General features: G+C 64.5%; 18 protein-coding genes and 1 tRNA gene. 12 read left to right on the top strand and 7 right to left on the bottom strand.

Features of this window, described 5'->3' with window-relative positions; translation table 11 throughout:
- Positions 1-50: 50 nt before the first annotated feature.
- From hemF to VK98_RS05945, 8 genes are all read left to right on the top strand, one after another.
- Complete coding sequence (gene hemF / locus VK98_RS05980; protein WP_048413138.1) at positions 51-962, top strand: oxygen-dependent coproporphyrinogen oxidase; 912 nt, start codon at positions 51-53, stop codon at positions 960-962.
- A gap of 104 nt (positions 963-1,066) precedes the next feature.
- A complete protein-coding gene (locus tag VK98_RS05975) occupies positions 1,067-2,737 on the top strand; it encodes a glycosyltransferase family 39 protein (protein ID WP_053077250.1) in 1,671 nt (556 codons plus the stop codon).
- 28 nt (positions 2,738-2,765) lie between these two features.
- Positions 2,766-3,137 carry an SMR family transporter gene (locus VK98_RS05970; protein ID WP_048413137.1) on the top strand — a complete coding sequence of 124 codons (372 nt, stop codon included), beginning with the start codon at positions 2,766-2,768 and terminating at the stop codon, positions 3,135-3,137.
- Positions 3,138-3,153: 16 nt separating this feature from the next.
- Complete coding sequence (locus VK98_RS05965; RefSeq protein WP_048413136.1) at positions 3,154-4,281, top strand: DegT/DnrJ/EryC1/StrS aminotransferase family protein; 1,128 nt, start codon at positions 3,154-3,156, stop codon at positions 4,279-4,281.
- 6 nt (positions 4,282-4,287) lie between these two features.
- On the top strand, positions 4,288-5,235 hold the full coding sequence (locus VK98_RS05960) for a glycosyltransferase (RefSeq protein WP_048413135.1): 948 nt from the start codon (positions 4,288-4,290) through the stop codon (positions 5,233-5,235).
- Positions 5,232-6,128, top strand: a complete 897-nt coding sequence (locus VK98_RS05955; RefSeq protein ID WP_048413134.1) for a formyltransferase — start codon at positions 5,232-5,234, stop codon at positions 6,126-6,128. Before VK98_RS05960 ends, VK98_RS05955 begins: the two co-directional genes overlap by 4 nt.
- Before the next feature lie 68 nt (positions 6,129-6,196).
- A complete protein-coding gene (locus VK98_RS05950) occupies positions 6,197-7,240 on the top strand; it encodes a bifunctional UDP-4-keto-pentose/UDP-xylose synthase (protein ID WP_053077249.1) in 1,044 nt (347 codons plus the stop codon).
- A 56-nt stretch (positions 7,241-7,296) separates the two neighbouring features.
- Positions 7,297-8,196 (top strand): 4-deoxy-4-formamido-L-arabinose-phosphoundecaprenol deformylase, encoded by a 900-nt coding sequence (locus tag VK98_RS05945; protein WP_048413133.1) that lies wholly within the window; start codon positions 7,297-7,299, stop codon positions 8,194-8,196.
- Between the two features lie 61 nt (positions 8,197-8,257).
- Here the strand turns inward: VK98_RS05945 and VK98_RS05940 are convergent, their stop codons facing one another.
- The 5 genes from VK98_RS05940 to VK98_RS05920 all read right to left on the bottom strand — a co-directional run bounded on the left by VK98_RS05940 (position 8,258) and on the right by VK98_RS05920 (position 15,334).
- Positions 8,258-10,531, bottom strand: a complete 2,274-nt coding sequence (locus VK98_RS05940) for an ATP-binding protein (protein WP_197082976.1) — start codon at positions 10,529-10,531, stop codon at positions 8,258-8,260.
- Positions 10,532-10,638: 107 nt separating this feature from the next.
- Complete coding sequence (locus VK98_RS05935; RefSeq protein ID WP_053077248.1) at positions 10,639-11,295, bottom strand: response regulator transcription factor; 657 nt, start codon at positions 11,293-11,295, stop codon at positions 10,639-10,641.
- Between the two features lie 99 nt (positions 11,296-11,394).
- Entirely contained in the window at positions 11,395-12,648 is a 1,254-nt protein-coding gene (locus VK98_RS05930; RefSeq protein WP_197082975.1) for an EAL domain-containing protein, read from the bottom strand.
- A 700-nt stretch (positions 12,649-13,348) separates the two neighbouring features.
- A complete protein-coding gene (locus VK98_RS05925; RefSeq protein WP_227105359.1) occupies positions 13,349-14,359 on the bottom strand; it encodes a nucleoid-associated protein in 1,011 nt (336 codons plus the stop codon).
- A gap of 81 nt (positions 14,360-14,440) precedes the next feature.
- Entirely contained in the window at positions 14,441-15,334 is an 894-nt protein-coding gene (locus VK98_RS05920) for a LysR substrate-binding domain-containing protein (protein ID WP_048413129.1), read from the bottom strand.
- 157 nt (positions 15,335-15,491) lie between these two features.
- On the opposite strand from VK98_RS05920, the gene VK98_RS05915 reads away from it, so the two are divergent.
- On the top strand, positions 15,492-16,604 hold the full coding sequence (locus tag VK98_RS05915; RefSeq protein ID WP_369700241.1) for an S-(hydroxymethyl)glutathione dehydrogenase/class III alcohol dehydrogenase: 1,113 nt from the start codon (positions 15,492-15,494) through the stop codon (positions 16,602-16,604).
- Between the two features lie 19 nt (positions 16,605-16,623).
- On the top strand, positions 16,624-17,457 hold the full coding sequence (gene fghA / locus VK98_RS05910; RefSeq protein WP_197082981.1) for an S-formylglutathione hydrolase: 834 nt from the start codon (positions 16,624-16,626) through the stop codon (positions 17,455-17,457).
- 60 nt (positions 17,458-17,517) lie between these two features.
- On the opposite strand, the gene VK98_RS05905 is transcribed toward fghA, so the two are convergent.
- Positions 17,518-17,602, bottom strand: a tRNA-Tyr gene (locus VK98_RS05905).
- Positions 17,603-17,796: 194 nt separating this feature from the next.
- Between VK98_RS05905 and VK98_RS05900 the strand changes: the two genes are divergently transcribed.
- Positions 17,797-20,046: a M9 family metallopeptidase gene (locus VK98_RS05900; protein ID WP_053077247.1), complete on the top strand. Its 2,250-nt coding sequence runs from the start codon at positions 17,797-17,799 to the stop codon at positions 20,044-20,046.
- A 183-nt stretch (positions 20,047-20,229) separates the two neighbouring features.
- Complete coding sequence (locus VK98_RS05895; RefSeq protein WP_231589210.1) at positions 20,230-21,015, top strand: AraC family transcriptional regulator; 786 nt, start codon at positions 20,230-20,232, stop codon at positions 21,013-21,015.
- A 189-nt stretch (positions 21,016-21,204) separates the two neighbouring features.
- Here the strand turns inward: VK98_RS05895 and VK98_RS05890 are convergent, their stop codons facing one another.
- Complete coding sequence (locus tag VK98_RS05890) at positions 21,205-21,822, bottom strand: TetR family transcriptional regulator (protein WP_048413126.1); 618 nt, start codon at positions 21,820-21,822, stop codon at positions 21,205-21,207.
- Positions 21,823-21,969 lie beyond the last annotated feature (147 nt).

Genomic DNA, 21,969 nt, shown 5'->3' with positions numbered 1-21,969 from the left:
CCGCCCCGTCTGCTACAATGCAGCCCATTTCAAGCCTTCAGGATACTGCGATGAGCCAGCCGCGCGTCAATGATGTCAAAGCCTTCCTCTTGGACCTGCAAGACCGCATCTGCGCGGCGCTGGAGCAGGCCGACGGCGGCGCTCAATTCGTCGAGGACGCCTGGCAGCGGCCGGGCGGCGGCGGCGGGCGCAGCCGGGTTCTGGCCAAGGGCGCTCTGTTCGAGCAGGCCGGGGTCAACTTCTCCCACGTCTACGGCGACGCGCTGCCCGCCTCCGCCACCGCCCACCGGCCGGAGCTGGCCGGCCGCGGTTTCCAGGCCATGGGCGTGTCTCTGGTGATCCACCCGGAAAACCCGCACATCCCCACCAGCCACGCCAATGTCCGCTTCTTCATCGCGGAGAAGGACGGCGAGGCGCCGGTATGGTGGTTCGGCGGCGGCTTCGACCTGACTCCGTTCTACCCGGTGGAGGCCGACGTGGTGCACTGGCACAGCGTGGCCCGCGACTTGTGCCGGCCGTTCGGCGAACAGGTGTACCCGGACTACAAGCGCTGGTGCGACGAGTATTTCTTCCTGAAGCATCGCCAGGAGGCGCGCGGCGTCGGCGGCCTGTTCTTCGACGATCTGAACGCCTGGGGCTTCGACTCCTGTTTCCGCTTCATGCAGGCGGTGGGCGATGGCTTCACCGACGCCTACCTGCCCATCGTCCAGCGCCGCAAGGGCGACAGCTGGGGCCAGCGCGAGCGGCAGTTCCAGCTTTACCGCCGCGGCCGCTACGTCGAATTCAATCTGGTCTGGGACCGCGGCACCCTGTTCGGCCTGCAGTCCGGAGGACGCACCGAATCCATCCTGATGTCGATGCCGCCGCTGGCGCGCTGGGAATACGATTACCAGCCTGAGCCGGGCAGCCCCGAAGCGGCGCTGACCGAGCGCTTCCTGGCCCCGCGCGACTGGCTGGCCTGAGCCGTTTTTTCCAGCCCGCGCATGAGTTTAGCCAATCACAAGGACGGCGAAATCGGGTATCCTTGCGCAGCTGTCCATAATAATCCAACGACTATCCGTTCCGCATGAATCAACCCCATTTCTCGGCCGGGTTTTCCGGCCGCGCCGCCCGTCCCTGGCTGGAGCCGGCGCTGTGGCTGCTATTCGCCGTCGTCTGGTTCGGCTCCCTCGGCTACCGCGGGCTGATTCACGCCGATGAAGGCCGCTACGCGACGCTGTCGCTGTTCATGCTGCACAGCGGCGACTGGATCACGCCGCGGCTCAACGGCCTGCTGTATTTCGAAAAACCGGCGCTGCAATACTGGATGGGCGCGCTGAGCTTCGCCGCCTTCGGCGTCAACGAATTCGCCGCCCGCTTTTGGCCGGGCCTGACCGGCTTCCTGAGCGTGGCGATGTGCGGCTTCACCGCGCGCCGGCTGTGGGGCGTGGACGCCGGCCGCTACGCGGCGCTGGCCGCGGGCAGCTGCGCCTGGATCGTCGCCAACAGCCATTTCCTGTCGCTGGACATGGGGGTCAGCTTCTTCCTGACCATGGCGCTGTGCGGCTTCCTGCTGGCCCAGCGCGACGACGCCGGCCCGCGCGAAACGCGCAACTGGATGTGGCTGACCTGGGCGGCGATGGCCGCCGCCACGCTAAGCAAGGGCCTGATCGGCCTGCTGATTCCCGGCGCCACTCTGGTGCTGTACAGCCTGCTCAACTGGCAATGGGGCTTCTGGAAGCGCATGCACTGGCTGAGCGGCCTGGCCCTGTTCCTGCTGCTGACCGCGCCCTGGTTCATCCTGGTGTCGCAGCGCAACCCCGACTTCGCCCATTTCTTCTTCATCCGCGAGCATCTGGAGCGCTTCCTCACCACCGAGCACAAGCGCACCGGCGCGCCGTGGTATTTCGTGCCCTATCTGCTGCTGGGCCTGCTGCCCTGGACCAGCCTGTTGCCGGCGCTGTGCCGCGACGGCTGGCGCGAACCGGGCGCGCGGCTGCGCGCCGGCCGCCTGCTGCTGATCTGGTCGGTCTTCATCTTCGCCTTTTTCAGCAAGTCCAGCTCCAAGCTGCCGTCCTACATCCTGCCGCTGTTCCCGGCGCTGGCGCTGCTGTTGGCGCCTACGCTGCAGCGGATGCCGGCCGCCGCGCTGAAGAAGCATTTGCTGCCGGCGCTGCTGCTGTGGCTGGCCGCTCTGGCCCTCTATCCCTTCGTCGACCGCTTCGCGTCCGAAGACATCCCGCTCGACGCGCTGCACGGCTTCGCCCATTTCGTCGCCGCCGCCGCGCTGCTGTTCCTGGTTTGCGCCGCCGTCGCCTGGCGCTTGCTGGGCCGCGAGCGCAAACTGGCCGCGCTGTGCTGGCTGGCCTTTGGCAGCCTGCTCGCCGTCAGCGTCGCCGCAGCCGGCCACGACAGCTACGGCCGGCTGAAGGGCAGCAAGGAGATCGTGCGCCAGATCCAGCCTTATCTGAGCGCCGACACCCCGGTGTTCTCGGTCCGTTATTACGATCAGACTTTCCCCTTCTATCTGGGCCGCCCGGTCACCCTGGTGCAGTTCGTCGACGAGTTTGAATTCGGCGAGGGCCAGGAGCCGCAACGCTGGATGCCGCGGTTGGAACAGTTCGTCGCCGCCTGGAACGCCGCCCCGCGCGCGCTGGCGATGACCGATCCCGCCACCTATCAGGAACTGCTGGCCCAGGGCCTGCCGATGCGGGAGGTCTACCAAGATCCGCGCCGCCTGGTGGTGGCCAAGCCGTGAAACCGCCAACCTTTGGACCCCGTCTACTATGAAGTTGATCGAATTCGGCCTGATTCTGCTCGGCGTGCTGCTCAACGCCGCCGCCCAGCTATGCTTGAAAGCCGGCGTGCGCCAGATCGGCCACTTTGACTTTTCCGCCTCCAACGTGCTGCCGATAGGCTGGTCGCTGGCCACCAATCTGCCCATCGTCGGCGGCCTGTCCTGCTACGCGGTCAGCTTAGTGGCGTGGATCATGGCGCTGTCGCGGGTGGAAGTCAGCATCGCCTACCCTATGCTGTCCATCGGCTACGTGGTCAACGCGCTGCTGGCCTACTGGCTGTTCGGCGAAGCGCTGAGCGCGCAGAAGCTGATCGGCATCGGCGTCATCATCATCGGCGTGGTGCTGGTCGCCCGCAGCTAACGTCAGAAAGGCTCTCATGGATTTCCTGCCCTTCACCCGCCCGGACATCGACGAAGCCACCATCGCCGCCGTCGGCGAGGTGCTGCGCTCCGGCTGGATCACCACCGGACCCAAATCCCGGCAACTGGAAGCCGAGCTGTCCGCCCATGTCGGCGGCCGTCCGGTGCGGGTGGTGGCCTCCGCCACCGCCGCGCTGGAAATGGCCTTGCAGCTGGCCGGCGTAGGCCCCGGCGACGAGGTGATCACCTGCCCGCTGAGCTGGGTGGCCACCGCCAACGTGATTCTGAAAGTGGGCGCCAAGCCGGTGTTCGTCGACGCCGACCGCGCCAGTCGCAACATCGACCTGGACCTGGCGGAGCGGGCGATCACGCCGCGCACCCGCGCCATCATTCCGGTGGACCTGGCCGGCCTGCCGGTGGACCGCGATCGCCTGTACGACATCGCCAAGCGCCATCGGCTGCGCGTGATCGAGGACGCCGCCCAGTCCATGGGCGCCAATTGGCGCGGCCGCCGCATCGGCAGCTTCGGCGACCTGGTCTCGTTCAGCTTCCACGCCAACAAGAACATGACCAGCGGCGAAGGCGGCTGCCTGGTGCTGAACGACGAGGACGAGGCGCGCCTGTTCGAGAAACTGCGGCTGCAGGGCGTGACCCGACACGCCGACGGCGGCATGGACGTGGACGTGCTGGGCGGCAAAGCCAATATGACCGACATCGCCGCCGCCATCGGCCTGGGCCAGCTGCCGCGACTGGAGGGCTTCAACGCCCGCCGCCGCGAACTGGCCGCGCTGTATTTCCGCCATTTCGACCGCGAGCTGGCCTGCGAGCTGCCGCTGGAAGACATGGCCCAGAGCAATTGGCATATGTTCCAGCCGCTGCTGCCGCTGGATCGGATGAGCATGGACCGCGGCGAGTTCATCGCCCGCATGAAAGACTTGGGCATAGGCGTGGGCGTGCATTACCCCGCCATGCATTTGTTCACCCTGTTCCGCGAGATGGGCTTCCAGCCGGGCGATTTCCCGGTGGCGGAAGACATCGGCCGCCGCACCGTCACCCTGCCACTGTTCCCGGCCATGGCCGACGCGGACGTGGAGCGCGTGTGCGCCGCCGTGAGCGGCGTGCTGAAGCCCGTGCTGAGCGTATAAAACATCATGAAAAGCGTAATCGATCTTTCCGTAGTCATCCCCGTGTACAACGAGCAGGACGTGCTGCCGGCGCTGTTCGACCGCCTCTACCCGGCGCTGGACGCGCTGGGCGTGCGTTATGAAATCGTCTTCGTCAACGACGGCAGCCGCGACAGAAGCCCGGCCATGCTCGCCGCGCAGTTCGACCTGCGTCCGGACGTGACCCGGGTGGTGCTGTTCAACGGCAACTTCGGCCAGCACCGCGCCATCCTGGCCGGCTTCGAATACAGCCGCGGCGAGCGCGTGGTGACGCTGGACGCCGACCTGCAGAACCCGCCGGAGGACATCAAGCTGCTGTTGGCGGAAATGGACAAGGGCCACGACTACGTCGGCTCCATCCGCCGCCAGCGCAACGACAGCCTGTGGCGTCACCTGGCCAGCCGCGCGATGAACCGCCTGCGCGAAAAGCTGACCCGCATCAAGATGACCGACCAGGGCTGCATGATGCGCGCCTACAGCCGCCGCATCATCGACACCATCAACCAGTGCAACGAGCTGCACACCTTCATTCCGGCGCTGGCCTACCAGTTCGCGCAGAACCCGACCGAGGTCACCGTCGGCCATGAAGAGCGCTTCGCCGGCGAATCCAAGTATTCGCTGTACAGCCTGATCCGGCTGAACTTCGATCTGATGACCGGCTTCTCCATCGTGCCGCTGCAGCTGTTCTCGCTGCTGGGCATGCTGGTTTCCGCCGGCTCCGGCGTGCTGGTGGTCTACCTGGTGCTGCGCCGCCTCATCGTCGGTCCGGAAGTGGGCGGACTGTTCACCCTGTTCGCCATCGCCTTCCTGCTGATCGGCATCGCGCTGTTCGGCATCGGCCTGCTCGGCGAATACATAGGCCGCATCTACCAGGAAGTGCGGGACCGGCCGCGCTATGTGATCGGCGCGGTGCTGGAGCAAAAGGACAAGCCATGAAAGCCGTGGTCTTCGCGTATCACAATGTCGGCGTGCGCTGCCTGAAGGCGCTGATCGGCGGCGGCGTGGAGGTAGCGCTGGTGGTCACCCACCGCGACAACCCCAAGGAGAACATCTGGTTCGCCAGCGTGGAGCAAGTCGCCCGCGACTACGGCATCCCGGTGATCACCCCGGACGAGCCGAACACGCCGGAAGTGCTGGCCCAGGTGCAAGCGGCGCGGCCGGACTTCCTGTTCTCCTTCTATTACCGCCACATGCTGAAAGCCCCGCTGCTGGAGTGCGCGGCGCGCGGCGCCTTCAATATGCACGGCTCGCTGCTGCCCAAATACCGCGGCCGGGTGCCGATCAACTGGGCCATCATCCACGGCGAAACCGAAACCGGCGCCACCCTGCACGTGATGAACGTCAAGCCGGACAACGGCCCCGTCGTCGACCAGATGGCGGTGCCCATCCTGCCGGACGACAACGCCGACGAAGTGTTCGCCAAGGTCACAGTGGCCGCGGAAATGGTGCTGGCCCGCAGCCTGCCGGCGCTACTGGCCGACAAGGCCGAATTCCGCCAGCAGGACTTGAGCCAGGGCGGCTACTTCGGCGGCCGCAAGCCGGAAGACGGCCGCATCGACCCGCAGGCCGGCGCCGACGCGCTGCACAACTTCGTGCGCGCGCTGACCCACCCCTTCCCGGGCGCCTTCGCCGACACCGAAAGCGGCCGGCTGGTGATCTGGAAAACGCTGCGCGCCGGCGCTCACGGCCTGCAATTGCAAGCGGCCCGGCTACACTCAGAAAACGGCGCGCTGTGGCTGGACGCCGTGGACGGCGGCCGCCTGAAGGTTCTGTCCGCCACGCTGGACGGCGCGGCACTGGCGCCGACAACGACGCTGACGCTGGCTTGAAGCGACGGACTCACGGAATACACATGCAAATCACAGCCCCCTCTGTGGGAGCGACGAAGGAAATCTCAATGAAAAAAGTACTGATCCTCGGCGTCAACGGCTTCATCGGCCACCACCTGACCAAACGCATCATCGAAACCACCGACTGGCACATCTACGGCATGGACATGCACGATGACCGCGTGGCCGAGTGGAAAGACCATCCGCGCTTCCACTTCTTCGAAGGCGACATCACCATCAACAAGGAATGGATCGAGTATCACGTGAAGAAGTGCGACGTGGTGCTGCCGCTGGTGGCCATCGCCACCCCGTCCACCTATGTGAACAATCCGCTGCGCGTGTTCGAACTGGACTTCGAGGCCAACCTGCCCATCGTCCGCCAGTGCGTGCAGTACAAGAAACACCTGGTGTTCCCGTCCACCTCGGAAGTCTACGGCATGTGCCACGACGAAGAGTTCGACCCGGAGAATTCCGAGCTGATCTGCGGCCCGATCAACAAGCCGCGCTGGATCTATTCCTGCTCCAAGCAGCTGATGGACCGCGTGATCCACGCCTACGGCATGCAGGAAGGCCTGAACTACACCCTGTTCCGCCCGTTCAACTGGATCGGCGGCGGCCTGGACAACATCAACACGCCCAAGGAAGGCTCCAGCCGCGTGATCACCCAGTTCCTGGGCCACATCGTGCGCGGCGAGACCATCAAGCTGGTGGACGGCGGCCATCAGAAACGCGCCTTCACCTATGTGGACGACGGCATCAGCGCGCTGATGAAGATCATCGAGAACCAGGACGGCAAGGCTTCCGGCCAGATCTACAACATCGGCAACCCAACCAACAACTACTCCATCCGCGAGCTGTCCGCGATGATGCTGGACCTGGCCCGCGTCTACCCGGAATACCAGCTCAACGCCGACAAGGTGAAGATCGAGGAAACCACGTCCGGCGCTTACTACGGCAAGGGTTATCAGGACGTGCAGAACCGCGTGCCCAAGATCGCCAACACCATGGCGGACCTGGACTGGAAGCCGAGCGTGACCATGGCCGACGCGCTGCGCGGCATTTACGACTATTACCGCGACCAAGTGGCCGCCAGCCGCGACCTGTCCGAGTAAGCGGCTCCCGGCGCCAGGCGAGATAGAAAGCCCGGCGCCGGTTTCAGAGATCCCCCATGAGAAAACTCGCCCTTAAAATCGACGTCGACACCTGGCGCGGCACCCGCGACGGCGTGCCGCGGCTGATGCACATGCTGCAACAGCATCACGCCAAGGCCACCTTCCTGTTCAGCCTGGGGCCGGACCATACCGGCCGCGCGATCAAGCGGGTGTTCCGTCCCGGCTTCCTGTCCAAGGTGTCGCGCACCTCGGTGGTCGAACACTACGGCATCCGCACCCTGTTGTACGGCACCGTGCTGCCCGGCCCGGACATCGGCAAGCGCGAAGCGGAACTGATGCGCGAAGTGCGCGCGCAGGGTTTCGAAGTCGGCATCCACACCTGGGACCACATCAAGTGGCAGGACTACGTCGCCGGCAAGGACGCCGCCTGGACCCGCGCGGAAATGTGCAAGGCGGCCGAGCGCTTCGAACAGATCTTCGGCGAGCCGGCGCGCACCCACGGCGCGGCCGGCTGGCAGATCAACGACGCGGCGCTGGCCTATGAGCGCGAACTGGGCATGCTTTACGCGTCCGACGGCCGCGGCAGCCACCCCTTCCAGCCGGTGGACGCCGCCGGCCAGCCGCTGGGCGTGCCGCAACTGCCCACCACGCTGCCGACGCTGGACGAGTTGATCGGTCTGGACGGCCTCACCGCCGACAACGTCCATCACCATATCCTGGCGCTGACCGAAGAAGCGCCGGCCACCGGCCATGTGTACACGCTGCACGCCGAGCTGGAAGGCCTGCGCCTGGGCTATACCTTCGAACACCTGCTGGTGGGCTGGCAAGCCCAGGGTTACCAGCTGTGCAGCTGCATCGAGCTGTTCAGCAGCCTGGACGCGGCCGCGCTGCCCGCCGGCCGCGTGGTGATGGGAGAAATCCCCGGCCGCAGCGGCACGCTGGCGCTGCAAGCCTGATAGCCTGCTCGCGCCCCGTTCAAACAAACGGCGCGCGCGGGCTCCCAGCCGCCGACCCGCCTCACTCCTCCGCCGGCGACGTCTGGCCGGCCAACCGGTCCAGCGTCGCGCGCAGCGCGTCCATACTCTCGCTCAAGCCCGCCGCTTCGCCCCGCAACAACATCCCCTCCAGCTCGCGCGCCAGCTCCGCCAGCTCGCCTTGTTCCATGGTCAAGGCCGCGCCGTAGATCCGGTGCAGATGCTGGCTGGCCGTGGACCAATGGGTCTGCTGGATCGCCTGCACCGCCTGGCGGTAATCGCGCTCGTTATGCTCGATGAACATCGCCCATAGCCCGTCGGCCTGCGGCGACGGTTCGGCGGACTCGGAGACGGGCAGCGTTTCCGGCAGCCACATGAACAGCATCTGCTGCAGGTCCCTGAGCCGCAAAGGCTTGACCAGCACGCCGTTCATGCCGCTGTTCATGCATTTTTCCCGGTGCAGATCGTCATTGGCGGCGGAAATCGCCACAATGGGCACCAAGGCGCCGCCCTCCTCTCGCTCGCGCGCGCGGATTCGCCACGCCACCTCGTAGCCGCTGACGTCCGGCAGGCTGCAGTCCATCAGGATCAAGCGGATCTCCGGATTCTCCTTCAAAATGGACAGGCTGCTCATGCCGGTGCTGGCCACCGTCGCGCGGCAGCCCAATTGGCGCAGCTGCTCGCAAATCATCAGCTGATTGGCGGGATGGTCCTCCACCACCAGCACCAGCTGTCCCTGTCCCACCGCCTGCGGCGGATCGAACGCTTCCTCCTCCGCTTCCCACTCCAGCGCCCGCCCCAGCAGCACCGGCAGCCTGATGGTGAAGGTGGAGCCGGACACGCCGTCGCTGTCCAGCGAGATGCGCCCCTTCATCAAGCCCACCAGCCGCTTGCAAATGGCCAGCCCCAGGCCGGAGCCGCCGGACTTGCGGATGGCGACCGCGTCCGCTTGCACGAAGGCGTCGAAAATGGTTTTCTGCGCGGCCAGCGGCACCCCGATGCCGGTATCGATCACCTGGCACAGCAAAACGCCGCGCGTGCTCCCCGCCTTGCCGCTGCGCAGCTTCGCCTGCAGCGTGACCGTGCCCTTGTCGGTGAACTTGATCGCATTGGAAATCAGGTTGTGCAGCACCCGTTGCAGATGCGAAGGGTCCAGCCGGAGTTCGCGCTCCGGCAGCTCGCAGACATAACGCAGCTCCAGCCCTTTCATCTTGGCCGCCAGCGCGTACAACTTGACCAGCCCCTCCAGGATGGCGCCGACATTGACGAAGGACGGTTCCAGGCCCTCCTGGCCGGCGTCCAGCCGCGAGGCGTTGAGAATATTGTTGAGCAGCTGCAACAGGCTGTTGGCCGCCAGATTGGATTGCAACACCAGCTCGCGTTGCTTCTCGCCCAAGGGCATGGTCTGCAACAACTCCCCGGCGGCGATGATGGCGTTCATCGGCGTGCGGATTTCATGGCTGACCACCGCCAGAAACTCGCTTTTGGCCGCCTCCCCCATCCGCGCCTTGCGCAGCAGCCGGGTGGTGGTGCGCATCGCCAGCAACATGGCGAAGAACAGCAGCACCAACACGATGCCCTCGCCGGCATAGCTTCGGACCACGCTGTAAACCGACGGCCGCGCGGCCACCTGCTCCTCCCAGGCGGAGCGGACGGCGTCGACGTCGTCGGCCGACATATCGTCCAGGCAGCGCCTCAGGATGTCGTAAAGCAGCGGCTGGTTCTTGCTGACCCCCATCCGGTAAATCGCGTAATAGCCGGGAATCGCGCCGGAGCTGGTCAGTTCGGGAAAGCGGTAATTCAATAGGAAACGCGCATAGTTTTCCGGCACCAGACCGATGTCCGCGCGTTGCTCCCGAATCGCCAGCAGCGCCTGAGTCGGCGTTTCCACCGGCACCAGGGCCAGATTGGCATTGTCGTCCAGCAGCCAGGAACGGGAGTTGTCGTTGAAGATGAAGGCGACCTTCTGCCCATGCAGATTATTGTGGTCGTACACCACCGGATGATTGCGGCGTGTGACCGCCATCAAGGGCTGCGAGGAGTACGGCTGGGTGAAGTAGTAGTCCTTGTTCAAGTTCAATTCGCCGATCGCGTCCTGATTGATGCTGGCCAGCATCATGGCTCGCCCGTCGCGGCTGGCGTCGATCAAATCCTGCGCCGAGTGCACTTGCACGATATTGAAGCTCAAACCGCTTTTCTCGCCGACATGCCGCAGGAAATACGCCTCTATGCCCTTGTAGTACACGCTGCTGTTCTTGCGGTTGGGCGCCAGCTTGGAGCGGAGCACGTACACGTCCACCACCGGGTTTCTGCGCACCCACTCCGCCTCCTCCCGGCTCAACAGGATAGTGCCGCTCTGATCGGCGCACGCTGACAGCGCGCCGCACAGAACGGCCCAACAGCTCAAATATCTAAGTCGCACCGCTACTCCAATTTCGAGTTCAACAAGAACAGTTCCCTGTCCGTATTGATCCCCAGTTTCTGGAAAGCCGCTTTTTTCTGGGTGCTGACCGTCTTGATGCTGCGCGAGAACTTCTCCGCGATCTGGCTGGTGCTCATGCCGTCCAGGCAGCAGCGCACCACCTCGCGTTCCCTTGGCGACAAGCGGGAGTACGGATCCAGCTTCTGCCCTTCCTCCAGCTTGATGTCGCTGGACAGCAGGAGATTCATCTCGCTCATCATCTTGACGGTCAGATACACCCTCCCGGCATGAACGCAGTGGATCGCGCCCGCCAGCGCCTCCACCGGCTGCGACTTGCTGAAAAAACCTCTGGCGCCCGCGCGCAGCATCAGGTTGATCGTGCCCACCAGATCCACCGACGACAGCACCAGAACCTTGCACTCCGGATAACGCACATTGATGGACTGAATCAGATTCAGACCGTCCACCTCGTTGCTGCCCAGAGAAAAGTCCATCAACAGAACATCCGGCAGCTGCTTGCGAAACACTCCCAGCAACTGAGTGCTGTGCGCGAAGCTGCCGATGATCTCGAATTCCGGGTAGCGCTTGAGGCAGGCTTCCAGCCCCACCCTCACCACGTCATGGTCGTCCAGAATCATCAGCGATATTCTTTTTCTCATGCCGTTCTCATTTAAAGTTGGCCAATCGGCTTGCCGTCGCGCCCCGCGGGAACATGTCCGCCGCATCCCCTGTCCCGCCAGCGCGCCCTGCCCCCGCGCCTAGTCGTCCGGACCCGCCAGGTCCCACTCCTTCGGAGTCCGGCGCACCAATTCGATGTAGCGCGACGGCGCCATCGGACGGTACAGGCCGAAGCCCTGGCCGATCTCGCAGCCCATCTCGCGCAAAACCTTGATGTGACGGGCGCTCTCCACGCCCTCGGCCACCACCTGCAGCTTCAATTCCCTGCCCAGCAGAATGGAAGAGCGGACGATTTCATAATGCCGCGAGCTCTCCAGCATCGAGGCGACGAACAATTGATCCAGCTTCAGGGACGAAAAAGGCATGGCGGACAACATCTTCAGCGAAGAGATGCCGATGCCGTAGTCGTCGCAGGCGATGCCGAAACCGTTGGCGCGCAGCTGATTCAGCGCCACCATCAAATCAAGGCCGATTTCCGGTTCGAGGTTTTCCGTCAGTTCAACCACCAGCAGCGAACGCTCCAGCTGGGTCTTGTCCCAGCGCATGGTGATCTCGCGCGCCAGATTCGGCGAGGACAGGGTAGCCGCGGACGCGTTGATCGAAATCGGCAGCCTCACCCCCTGCGCGCTCAACGCCTGCTGGGTGGCGATCACCCCGCTCAACACATGGAAAAACAGCAATAGGTCCAGACCCAGCTTGCTCACCACCGGCAGGAACACCGATGGGCGGATATTGCCTCGCGTCGGGTGCATGCAGCGCGCCAGCGCCTCGGCGCCGGTGATCGCTCCGTCGCGCAAACGCACCTGAGGCTGCAGATCGATCGTGACATTGCCTTTGGAGCACAGAGCCTCTATCACCTCCTGCTCGCTGAAGGGCCGAGTTCCCAGACGCCCCGGCACGCCCTTGACGCGGACGGCCTCGGCCATCGCCGCGCGCGCCAGTTCCACCTGGCGCAAAAACTGCGCGCACTCGCCGTCGTCCATGGTCGGATGCGCCGTCCAGACGTAGTTGAAACCGGCTTCGCGCGCCAGCCGGACATGCGATTCCTGCAAGGACTTGCCCGCCGCGCTGTGCCACAGCAGCATCGGCGCGTCCGACAGTTCGCCGCGGCGCACGCCGGCATGCACCTTGGCGATCAGCTCGGCGCCGCCGCCGTCCGGCATCTGGATATCGCATACCAGCAAATCCACCGGGTCGCGCAGCAGTTGCTGCTCCGCCTCGCGAATATGGCCGCAATAACGGATATTGCGGATGCCGGCCTGAAACAGCATGCGTTGAAAACGCTCATTGTCCCGTGATGGCCCGGACACCACCATAACATTAAGATCTTCCATGGATTCCCTACCATTTGGAATATTGGCAGCCGAATGCCCACCACTTTCAGACTGGCGCGCCGCCATTTTTTCAACATCCCAAAAAGCATGCGATTGATCAGCTTAATTGCCGGCCCGTTTAGCCAATTCAATAATGACAATGTGAAAGCACATTGCCGGCTAGATGCATCCAAGGTCAATGAATCTAAAGAATCATTCAAGATCGCAGGCTCTGCCTGGCGACGCCTGCCGCCGCAACGACGCTGCAAGCCCCGGTATTCAAGCCACGACCCACTGCACGCATCACGCCCAGCCCCACGGCGTCTCCTCGGCGCCGTCCGCATCAGGTGCAATCAAACCAGATCACGTCGTTCTATTTGGTTTTAAACTGCGATAATAAAAAAAATCCATAGAATCAAACATAGGATTTATCTTAAATATCAAGCCAATTGTCATATTGATTTCTTGCAATATTTTTAATATAAAAATTAATGAATTATTAAAAGATAAAAATAAAAACAACGTCATTGCGTGATAGGCGAGGATTTCAAGCGCGCGCGGCATCCGGACCCGCGCGCGTACGCGCGCCGGGAACCGACTCAAACGAGGGAAGCCGAGCAGAAAAGAAAACGGGCAAGGCGATTGTCGCCTTGCCCGTTTGAAATGGACGCACTGCAAACAAATCCACGCCGATCGCGGCGGGATTCAAATCAACAAACAATCAGCCGCGTTTGTTCAGGCGCAGCGTCAGAGTCAACTCGCCTTCGCCGTCGTTCTGCGATTGAATGTTCTTCAAGGTGATGCCGGTGGGCAGCAATACGCTGATGCCGTGGCCGACGCCGTACTTGGACAGCGTTTTTTCCAGCTGCCGCGCCATGCCCTTGGCCGGCAGCTTGGCCTCCTCGTCCAGCGCGAAGCCGTAGGATTCGGCGGCGGAGCCCATCGCCTGGTCCACCTGCTCGCGCGGCACGAACTTCTCGGCGGCGCTGGCCAGCTGCCTGGCCGACACGTCTTCCTCGCTGCTCACCAGATTGAGGAATTCATCCTTGAAACGCGCCTGTTGCAGCGGGTCTTCAATCTCCTCCGACAGCTGCTCCACCACGCTGGCCATCATCTTGCTGCTGGAGGCCTTGTCCGGCACCCGCATCGCTTTCAGGAAATCGTCCAGCCAGAACTTGGCCTCGCGGCTGAGCCGGTCCACCGCGTACACCGTGGGCCCGTGTTCCAGAATCAGCGCGCCCTTGTCGATCAGCCGCGGGTTGATGCCGGACGCGTGGCTGATGTCGAACACGTCGCCGGACTCCACCACGGTCAGGAAATCATCGCGGATCTCGGATTTGAACACTCCCAGCGCGCGCAGCTCGCGGTCGCCGTCGTTGAGGCCGGAGAACAGAATCACCAGCAGGTCGCCGGCATTGATGTTGGGGTGCTGCGAACGCGCGTACAAATGCTTGGCGATGCGCTGGGACACCGCCAGGAAATCCAGCTCGCCGCGGAAAAACTGGCGGGTGTAGTGGTAGATCTCGTTCAGATTCAGGTCGGACTCGTGGAAGAACTGGTGCTGGCGCTTGTCCGACACGATGTTCTTCAGATAACCGCCCAGCAACAACGACGACACCTCCTCGTCCACGGAGCTGGCCCGCTCGGACAGACGCGCGCCTTCGCCGCGCGCGGCATTGCCCACCCGGTGCACCACCAGCCGCTCCACCCTGCATTCGCCAATCGCCAACATCTGTACGCTCCCGCCTGAAAATCGAATGCGCGATTATTGCCACTGCGCCCGGGCTTGGCAACCGCGAAAGCGGCCGGCCGCCTATTCCGGCAAGGCCAGCGGATCGTCGATCAGCGATTCGGCCAGGAAGTCCATCAATAGCCGGACCTTGGGCGACAGCTGGCGGTTGTGCGGCGTCAGCGCCCAAATGCCCTCGTCCGGCTCGCGGTAATCGGCCAACACCTCGACCAGCTCGCCGCTGCTCAAAAAGCCGGCGACGTAATAGTCGGGCAATTGCGCCAGCCCCAGGCCCAGCCGCGCCGCGTGCGCCAGCGCATGGCCGCTGTTGCAGCGCAAGCTGCCCTTGACCCTCACCTGCCTCCTGCGGCCGCCGTCCTGCAGATGCCAGTGCTCGCCGCTCAGCGACAGGCAGTTGTGGCGCTCCAGGTCCGCCGGCTCCTGCGGCCGGCCGTGCCGCTCCAGATAAGCCGGCGCCGCGCAGACATGATGGCGGCGCGAGGCCAGCCGCCGCGCCATCAGCGTGGAATCGCTCAAATGGCCGATGCGGATCGCCAGGTCGTAGCCGTCCTGCACCAGGTCCAGCACTTGGTTGGACAGATTCAGGCTCGCCTCCAGCTGCGGATGGCGCTGCAGAAAACGGGTCAACAACGGCGCGATGTGGCTTTGGCCGTAAGCCAGCGGCGCGGTCAGCTTGAGCTTGCCCTGCGGCTGCGCCTGATGGCGCGAGATCGCCTGCTCCGCCTCCGCCAGCGAATCCAGCAACTGCCGACAGTGGCGCAGATACAACGCGCCGATCTCGGTCAGCGCCTGATGGCGGGTAGTCCGATACAGCAATTTGGCGCCCAAACGCTGCTCCAGCTGCGTGACCTGGCGGCTGACCTGGGCGACGGAAATGCCCAGCGCCTGAGCCGCCTTGGTGAAACTGCCCTGCTCCGCCACGCTGACGAATTCGCAAATGCCTTCCCAACCCAGCATTATTCCACCTCGGAAAAAATCATTTACCAATTGCCACGATTATCTATTCAAACACGAGAAATACAATCAAAGTTTTGCCACCGCCGGCCTTCAGTCTTTAGACAGCAGCGAACTGCTGGCGGCGATCCAACATCTAGGAGGGCTCATGAGCCAGGACATCATCAAGTGCAAGGCCGCCGTGGCCTGGGCCGCCGGCCAGCCGCTGAGCATAGAAGAAGTGGAAGTGCATCCGCCCCGCGCCGGCGAGGTGCGGGTGAAAATGGTCGCCACCGGCGTTTGCCACACCGACGCCTTCACCCTGTCCGGCGAAGACCCGGAAGGCGTGTTCCCCTGCATCCTGGGCCATGAAGGCGGCGGCATCGTCGAATCCGTCGGCCCCGGCGTCAGCAGCGTGGCCGTGGGCGACCACGTGATCCCGCTGTACACCCCGGAATGCCGCGAGTGCAAATTCTGTCTGTCCGGCAAGACCAATCTGTGCCAGAAGATCCGCGCCACCCAGGGCAAGGGCCTGATGCCGGACGGCAGCACCCGCTTCTCCAAGGACGGCAAGCCCATCTACCACTATATGGGCACCTCCACCTTCGCCGAATACACGGTGTTGCCGGAAATCTCGCTGGCCAAGGTCAACCCGGCCGCGCCGCTGGAGGAAGTCTGCCTGCTGGGCTGCGGCGTCACCACCGGCATGGGCGCGGTGATCAACACAGCCAAGGTCAAGGCCGGCGACAGCGTGGCCATCTTCGGCCTGGGCGGCATCGGCCTGTCCGCCATCATCGGCGCGCGCATGGCCGGCGCCGGTCGCATCATCGGCATCGACATCAACGAGAGCAAGTTCGAACTGGCGAAGAAGCTGGGCGCCAGCGACTGCGTCAACCCCAATGACTTCGACAAGCCCATCCAGGACGTGATCGTGGAGATGACCGACGGCGGCGTCGACTTCTCCTTCGAATGCATAGGCAACGTCAAGGTGATGCGCGCGGCGCTGGAATGCTGCCACAAGGGCTGGGGCGAATCGGTGATCATCGGCGTGGCCGGGGCCGGGCAGGAAATCTCCACCCGCCCGTTCCAGCTGGTCACCGGCCGGGTGTGGCGCGGCTCCGCCTTCGGCGGCGTGCGCGGCCGCAGCGAGCTGCCGGACTATGTGGAACGTTATCTGAAGGGCGAATTCCGCCTGGACGACTTCATCACCCACACCATGCCGCTGGAGCGCGTCAACGAAGCCTTCGATCTGATGCACGAGGGCAAGAGCATCCGTTCCGTGATCCATTACTGAGCCGGAGACGCGCGTGAACCTGGAAAACATCAGCGCCAACAAATCGTTTGGCGGCTGGCATCGGCAGTATCTGCACGATTCGGAAACGCTGGACTGCCGGATGCGCTTCGCCGTCTACCTGCCGCCGCAGGCCGGTGCTAACCAGCGCGTGCCGGTGCTGTACTGGCTGTCCGGCCTGACCTGCACCGACGAGAACTTCATGCAAAAGGCCGGCGCGCAGCGCGTCGCCGCGGAGCTGGGACTGGCCATCGTCGCGCCGGACACCAGCCCGCGCGGCGCGGAGGCGGCCGACGACGAGGCTTTCGACCTGGGCCAGGGCGCCGGCTTCTACCTGAACGCTACCCAGGCGCCGTGGGACCGCCATTACCGGATGTACGACTACGTCAGCCGCGAACTGCCGGCGCTGATCGAGGCCAACTTCCCCGTCACAGCGCAGCGCGCGGTGGCCGGCCACTCCATGGGCGGCCACGGCGCGCTGATCTGCGCGCTGAAGCGGCCGCAGGACTATGTCTCGGCGTCGGCGTTCAGCCCTATCTGCCACCCGGTCAACGCGCCCTGGGGCCAAAAGGCCTTCTCCGCCTATCTGGGCGAAGACCGCGCCGCCTGGGAGGACTGGGACGCCAGCCTGCTGCTCAAGCACGCGCAGCGGCAGCTGCCGCTGCGCGTGGACATCGGCCTGGCCGACAGCTTTCTGGACGTGCAATTGCAACCTGAGGCGCTGGAAACGGCGGCGCGGGACTGCGGCTATCCGCTGGAATTGCACCGCCACGCCGAGTACGACCACAGCTATTACTTCGTCGCCAGCCTGATAGAGGAACAGCTGCGCTTCCACGCGCGCCACCTCGGACTATGAGCGCGTGCACGGAAACAGAACGCAAAAAAGCCAGGCATCGCCTGGCTTTTTTGTTGAATCTGGTGGAGGGAGAAGGATTCGAACCTTCGAAGGCAGAGCCGTCAGATTTACAGTCTGATCCCTTTGACCGCTCGGGAACCCCTCCAGAGAGAGGCGCATAATATAGCTAGTCGACCGTCGCGTCAATCGCCGACGCGCGGAAACCCACCGCGACGCGCCCGCGCCCACCGCTGATTTGGCAAATCTGCGCGCGCGGACGCGCAAGCGCGCCAAGAAAGCCCGCTGTGCCATTGGCATGATCTCGCCATCAGGGACTCGCCCTGACCTCTGGAGACAACAATGCCCAAGCTCCCACTCGCCGCGCTGTGCCTGAGCCTCGCCGCCGCCTTGCTGGCGCAGCCGGCGCTGGCCGCGCCCAAGCTGCAAAAAGCCCCCCACCAAGCGCAGGCCCGGCCGAAGCAAGCGCCGCCGCCGCGGCAATGGCAAGAACGCCCGCCAAGCGACGCTCAATCCCGCTACCGCTTGCCGGACGAGCGTACCGTGATCGGCAAGCCCAAAAGCAAGCTGATCCGCCGCGCCGCCGTCGTGCAGTGCCCGGACGTGAAGGCCATGGCCGGCTACAGCGGCGCGGCGCTGGCCAACTACCTGGCCGCCCTGCCCGATTACACCTGCACCTACGGCCTGTTCTCGCTGGACAGCAAACTGGCCGCCACGCTCTACAGCGCGGCCAACCTCAACGCCGTCGCCGGCCGCTTCGCCCAGGAGGCCGCCGCCTACAACGCCGGTTCGATGACCCTGGTCAACCTCACCCTCTACCTGCGCGCCGGCTATTACCTGGCCAGCGGCGGCGCCCTGCCGGCGCTGGACCCCAATCTGCTCACCGTGCTGCGCCCCGGCATCAAGCAGCTGGCCGACGGCAACGCGCTGTTCTCCGCCAACGCCCAGGCCTCCACCACCGCCGGCGAGGTGATGAAGCTGATCACCAATATGGCGGACGAGGCCTACTACTTGCCCAGCATGCGCGCCATCGTGCAGCGCTACACCAATAGCGCCAGCCAGCCCAACGCCGCCCAGGCCCTGCGCGAGACCAGCGCCAGCCAGGGCTTCACCGGCGCGCTGACCGTGTTCTTCTACGCTCACGGCCGCGCCAACGCCACGCCGCTGCTGCAGAACGACGGCAGCTATTCCGCGGCGCTGACCCGCTTCGCCCTGGCCAACAAGAGCAGCCTGCTCGGCACCGAAAGCGCCTTCCAGCTGGGCGACGCCACCCGCGAAGGGCTGCGCTTCATGCAATATCCGGCGCTGAAGCCGGCGATCAAGCCGCAGGCGCAGGCCATTCTGGCCGGCAGCAGCATGACCGGCGCCGACAACGAGCTGTGGCTGGCCACCGCCGAAGCGGTCAAGTATTACGACGCCGCCAGCTGCGCCGACTACGGCACCTGCGACTTCGAAACCCGGCTCGCCGACGCCATCCTGGTCAACCGCTACACCTGCAGCGCCAGCATCCGCATCCGCGCCCAGGAAATGAGCGCCGAACAGCTACAGTCTTCCTGCGCGCTGCTGCAAAAAGAGGAATCCTATTTCCATCAGATGCTGCAAACCCGCAAACAGCCGGTGGCCAACGACAACAACACCTCGCTGGAAGTGGTGGTGTTCGACGACTACAACAACTACGCCAAATACGCCTCCGTCATCTACGGCATCAGCACCGACAACGGCGGCATGTATCTGGAAGGCGACCCGGCCGCGGCCGGCAACCAGGCGCGCTTCATCGCCCACGAAGCCTCCTGGCTGCGCCCAACCTTCAAAGTCTGGAACCTGGAGCACGAATACATCCACTATCTGGACGGCCGCTTCGACATGTACGGCGACTTCGGCGCCAGCACCCGCCTGCCCACGGTCTGGTGGATTGAGGGACTGGCCGAGTACCTGTCGCTGGGCAACGGCAACCAGCCGGCCATCGACGCCGCCCGCGGCGGCGGCTACACGCTGAGCCAGATCTTCGGCAACACCTACGACATGAGCGACTACGTGACCCGCGCCTACCGCTGGGGCTATATGGCCACCCGCTTCATGATGGAACGCCACCGCGGCGATGTGGACGGCTTCCTCGCCCGCTTCCGCAGCGGCGACTACGCCGGCTACCGCAGCCAGATCCAGCTGATTGGCAGCCGCTACGACGCGGAATTCGCCAGCTGGGCGCAAAGCGCCACCACCGCCGGCCAGCCGCCGCTGCCGTCGGACACCAGCCTGCCGCCGTGCAAGGAGGCCTCGCCCAGCTATCTGGGCAAGAACTGCTCCATCGGCGGCCTCTCCGCCTCCGCTTCCGGCGCGGCCTACGCCACCATCCTGCTGCCGGCCGGCGCGCGCAACCTCAAGCTGTGGACCAGCGGCGGCAGCGGCGACGTCGATCTCTACGTGGCGCTGGACCGCTACCCGACGCCCGGCAATTACGACTACGCGTCCGCCGTCGCCGGCAATGAGGAAAGCGTGGCCATCGCCGCGCCGCAAGCCGGCCGCTGGTACTACCTGACGCTGCAGGCGCGCCAGCCCTTCGCCAACGTCACCGTCAGCGCCAGCTACGACTAAGCCCAAAGCCGCACCCGCCGCGGCCCGTCCGCGGCGGACTTGCAAAATGGGTTGAATTAATGCATTTTGTTTTCAAACAATGTTTAATGAATGACATGAAGATTGGATAGCCCGGCCCGCCTCGCTGGCCAGCCGTCTTTTTGGAGCGCAACACATCGCAAACAGGTCATAAGGACGCCCGCCATGTCCATGCCGCCGCAACGCCCCTACATCGTCAGCGACCCGAGCGCCATGCAGGCGATGGCCGCCCTGTTCGATCAGTTGCCCGACGTGGTGTTCGCGGTCAAGGACCTGGACAGCCGCTACCTGGCCTTGAGCGAGGGCTGCGTCGGACGTTGCGCGCTGCGCAACAAATGGCAGGCGGAAGGGTTGACCGCGCACGAACTGTTTCCCAACGCCATGGCCAACCGCTACCGCAGCCAGGATCTGCAGGTCTTCTCGGAGCGGCGGCCGGTGCGCAACCGGCTGGACCTCACCGTCTACCACGACCGCGCGCCCGGCTGGTGCCTGACCAACAAGCAATCGCTGCACGACCCGGACGGGCGCCTGATCGGACTGGTCTGCATTTCCAAAGACCTGACCGAACTGACCCGCGAGAAGCTGCTGGACGAGCGCTTCGCCGCCTGCGTCGACCACATCCAGACCCATTTCGACCGCCCCCTGCACCTGGAGGAATTGTGCGATCTGTCCGGCCTCAGCATCGGCCAGATGGACCGCCGCATGAAGCGGGTGTTCCAGGCCAGCGTAGGCGAGTTCATCCGCCGCACCCGGATGGAGGCCGCCTGCCACGCCATCCAGCACAGCGGCCGGCCGCTGGCCGACATCGCCGCCAGTTGCGGTTTTTCCGATCAAAGCGCGCTGACCCGGCTGTGCCGGCAAATGTTCGGCCTCAGTCCGCGCCAATTGCGGCTGCGGACGCCGCCCGCCGCGGCGGCCATGGGCGCGGCCGCCTGGGCCGCCAGCCCCTGACCAGGCCGTCGCGCGACGGACTTCGCACGGACTCCCGGAACGTGTTCACGGTCTCGCGAGCTAAGGTGGGACAAGGCGAAAACCGCTGAAAGAGCGGAGTGCGCATACGGCGCGTAAGCATTTCGTAGCCGGTTTCAACGCCCTTTATCTATTCATCCCGCCGACGCGCAGCAGACATCGAACGGCTTCTCAGGCCCCGCCCCGCCAGGCCGCCACCGTCGCCAGGCTTTGCCAGGCCGCGCGCAATATCCGCTCGCAGGCCGCGAACGGCGCCTTGCCGCCGTCCATCATCCCGTACATGCCTTCGAACAAGCGCACCAGGAATTCGGCGGCGATGCCCACCTCGATGTCCTGCGGCAGCTCGCCCTGGGCGACGGCGCGCCGCAGTTGGCGGCGCACATAATGCATGCTGGCGCGGTCCATCAGCTCGCGGCGGCGCAGGATGCCGCGGTTTTCCTGATTGCGCTCGCACTTGTGGTACAGAAACTCCGTCACCCGCTGCGCCGGCCCCGGCTCGTGAAACTGGCGCAGGTAATACATGCCCACCGCCACCAGGGTTTCGCCCGCCGACGCCTGCTCTGCCGGGAAACGCAGCGCGTCCAGTTCGAACACGCGGTCCACCATCGCCCGGCACACTTCCATCTTGTTGTCGTAATGGCCGTAGACCGCGCCGCGCGACACCCCGGCCGCGTCGGCGATCTGCGCCATGGTGGCGTTGGCCACGCCCTGCCGCAGAAACACCTGCTCCGCGCCGTCCAGGATCGCGTCCCGGGTTTTTTGCGATTCTTCCTTGGTTTTCCTGGCCATATCCGCCTCTGAACTTTTCCTTCGATGCTACCTCAAAGAATTAATTAATCAACCGTGATTGATTAATTGGATGAACAAGGCCGGCCGCGCTCAAGGCAAGACGCGTCGGCCTTCCCCGTCCCTCGATCTTTTGAAACTCTTCTTAGG

The organism is Chromobacterium sp. LK11 (genome assembly GCF_001043705.1).
Classification (GTDB): Bacteria; Pseudomonadota; Gammaproteobacteria; order Burkholderiales; family Chromobacteriaceae; genus Chromobacterium; species Chromobacterium alkanivorans.
The sequence above is the reverse complement of the archived record's forward strand: the minus strand, read 5'-3'. Positions and strand labels throughout refer to the sequence as shown.

Bases quoted from the DNA above. Each gene is read 5' to 3' on its own strand.
- hemF (WP_048413138.1), top strand. From the start codon at position 51: ATGAGCCAGCCGCGCGTCAATGATGTCAAAGCCTTCCTCTTGGACCTG.
- VK98_RS05975 (WP_053077250.1), top strand. From the start codon at position 1,067: ATGAATCAACCCCATTTCTCGGCCGGGTTTTCCGGCCGCGCCGCCCGT.
- VK98_RS05970 (WP_048413137.1), top strand. From the start codon at position 2,766: ATGAAGTTGATCGAATTCGGCCTGATTCTGCTCGGCGTGCTGCTCAAC.
- VK98_RS05965 (WP_048413136.1), top strand. From the start codon at position 3,154: ATGGATTTCCTGCCCTTCACCCGCCCGGACATCGACGAAGCCACCATC.
- VK98_RS05960 (WP_048413135.1), top strand. From the start codon at position 4,288: ATGAAAAGCGTAATCGATCTTTCCGTAGTCATCCCCGTGTACAACGAG.
- VK98_RS05955 (WP_048413134.1), top strand. From the start codon at position 5,232: ATGAAAGCCGTGGTCTTCGCGTATCACAATGTCGGCGTGCGCTGCCTG.
- VK98_RS05950 (WP_053077249.1), top strand. From the start codon at position 6,197: ATGAAAAAAGTACTGATCCTCGGCGTCAACGGCTTCATCGGCCACCAC.
- VK98_RS05945 (WP_048413133.1), top strand. From the start codon at position 7,297: ATGAGAAAACTCGCCCTTAAAATCGACGTCGACACCTGGCGCGGCACC.
- VK98_RS05935 (WP_053077248.1), bottom strand. From the start codon at position 11,295: ATGAGAAAAAGAATATCGCTGATGATTCTGGACGACCATGACGTGGTG.
- VK98_RS05930 (WP_197082975.1), bottom strand. From the start codon at position 12,648: ATGGAAGATCTTAATGTTATGGTGGTGTCCGGGCCATCACGGGACAAT.
- VK98_RS05925 (WP_227105359.1), bottom strand. From the start codon at position 14,359: ATGTTGGCGATTGGCGAATGCAGGGTGGAGCGGCTGGTGGTGCACCGG.
- VK98_RS05920 (WP_048413129.1), bottom strand. From the start codon at position 15,334: ATGCTGGGTTGGGAAGGCATTTGCGAATTCGTCAGCGTGGCGGAGCAG.
- VK98_RS05900 (WP_053077247.1), top strand. From the start codon at position 17,797: ATGCCCAAGCTCCCACTCGCCGCGCTGTGCCTGAGCCTCGCCGCCGCC.
- VK98_RS05895 (WP_231589210.1), top strand. From the start codon at position 20,230: ATGTCCATGCCGCCGCAACGCCCCTACATCGTCAGCGACCCGAGCGCC.
- VK98_RS05890 (WP_048413126.1), bottom strand. From the start codon at position 21,822: ATGGCCAGGAAAACCAAGGAAGAATCGCAAAAAACCCGGGACGCGATC.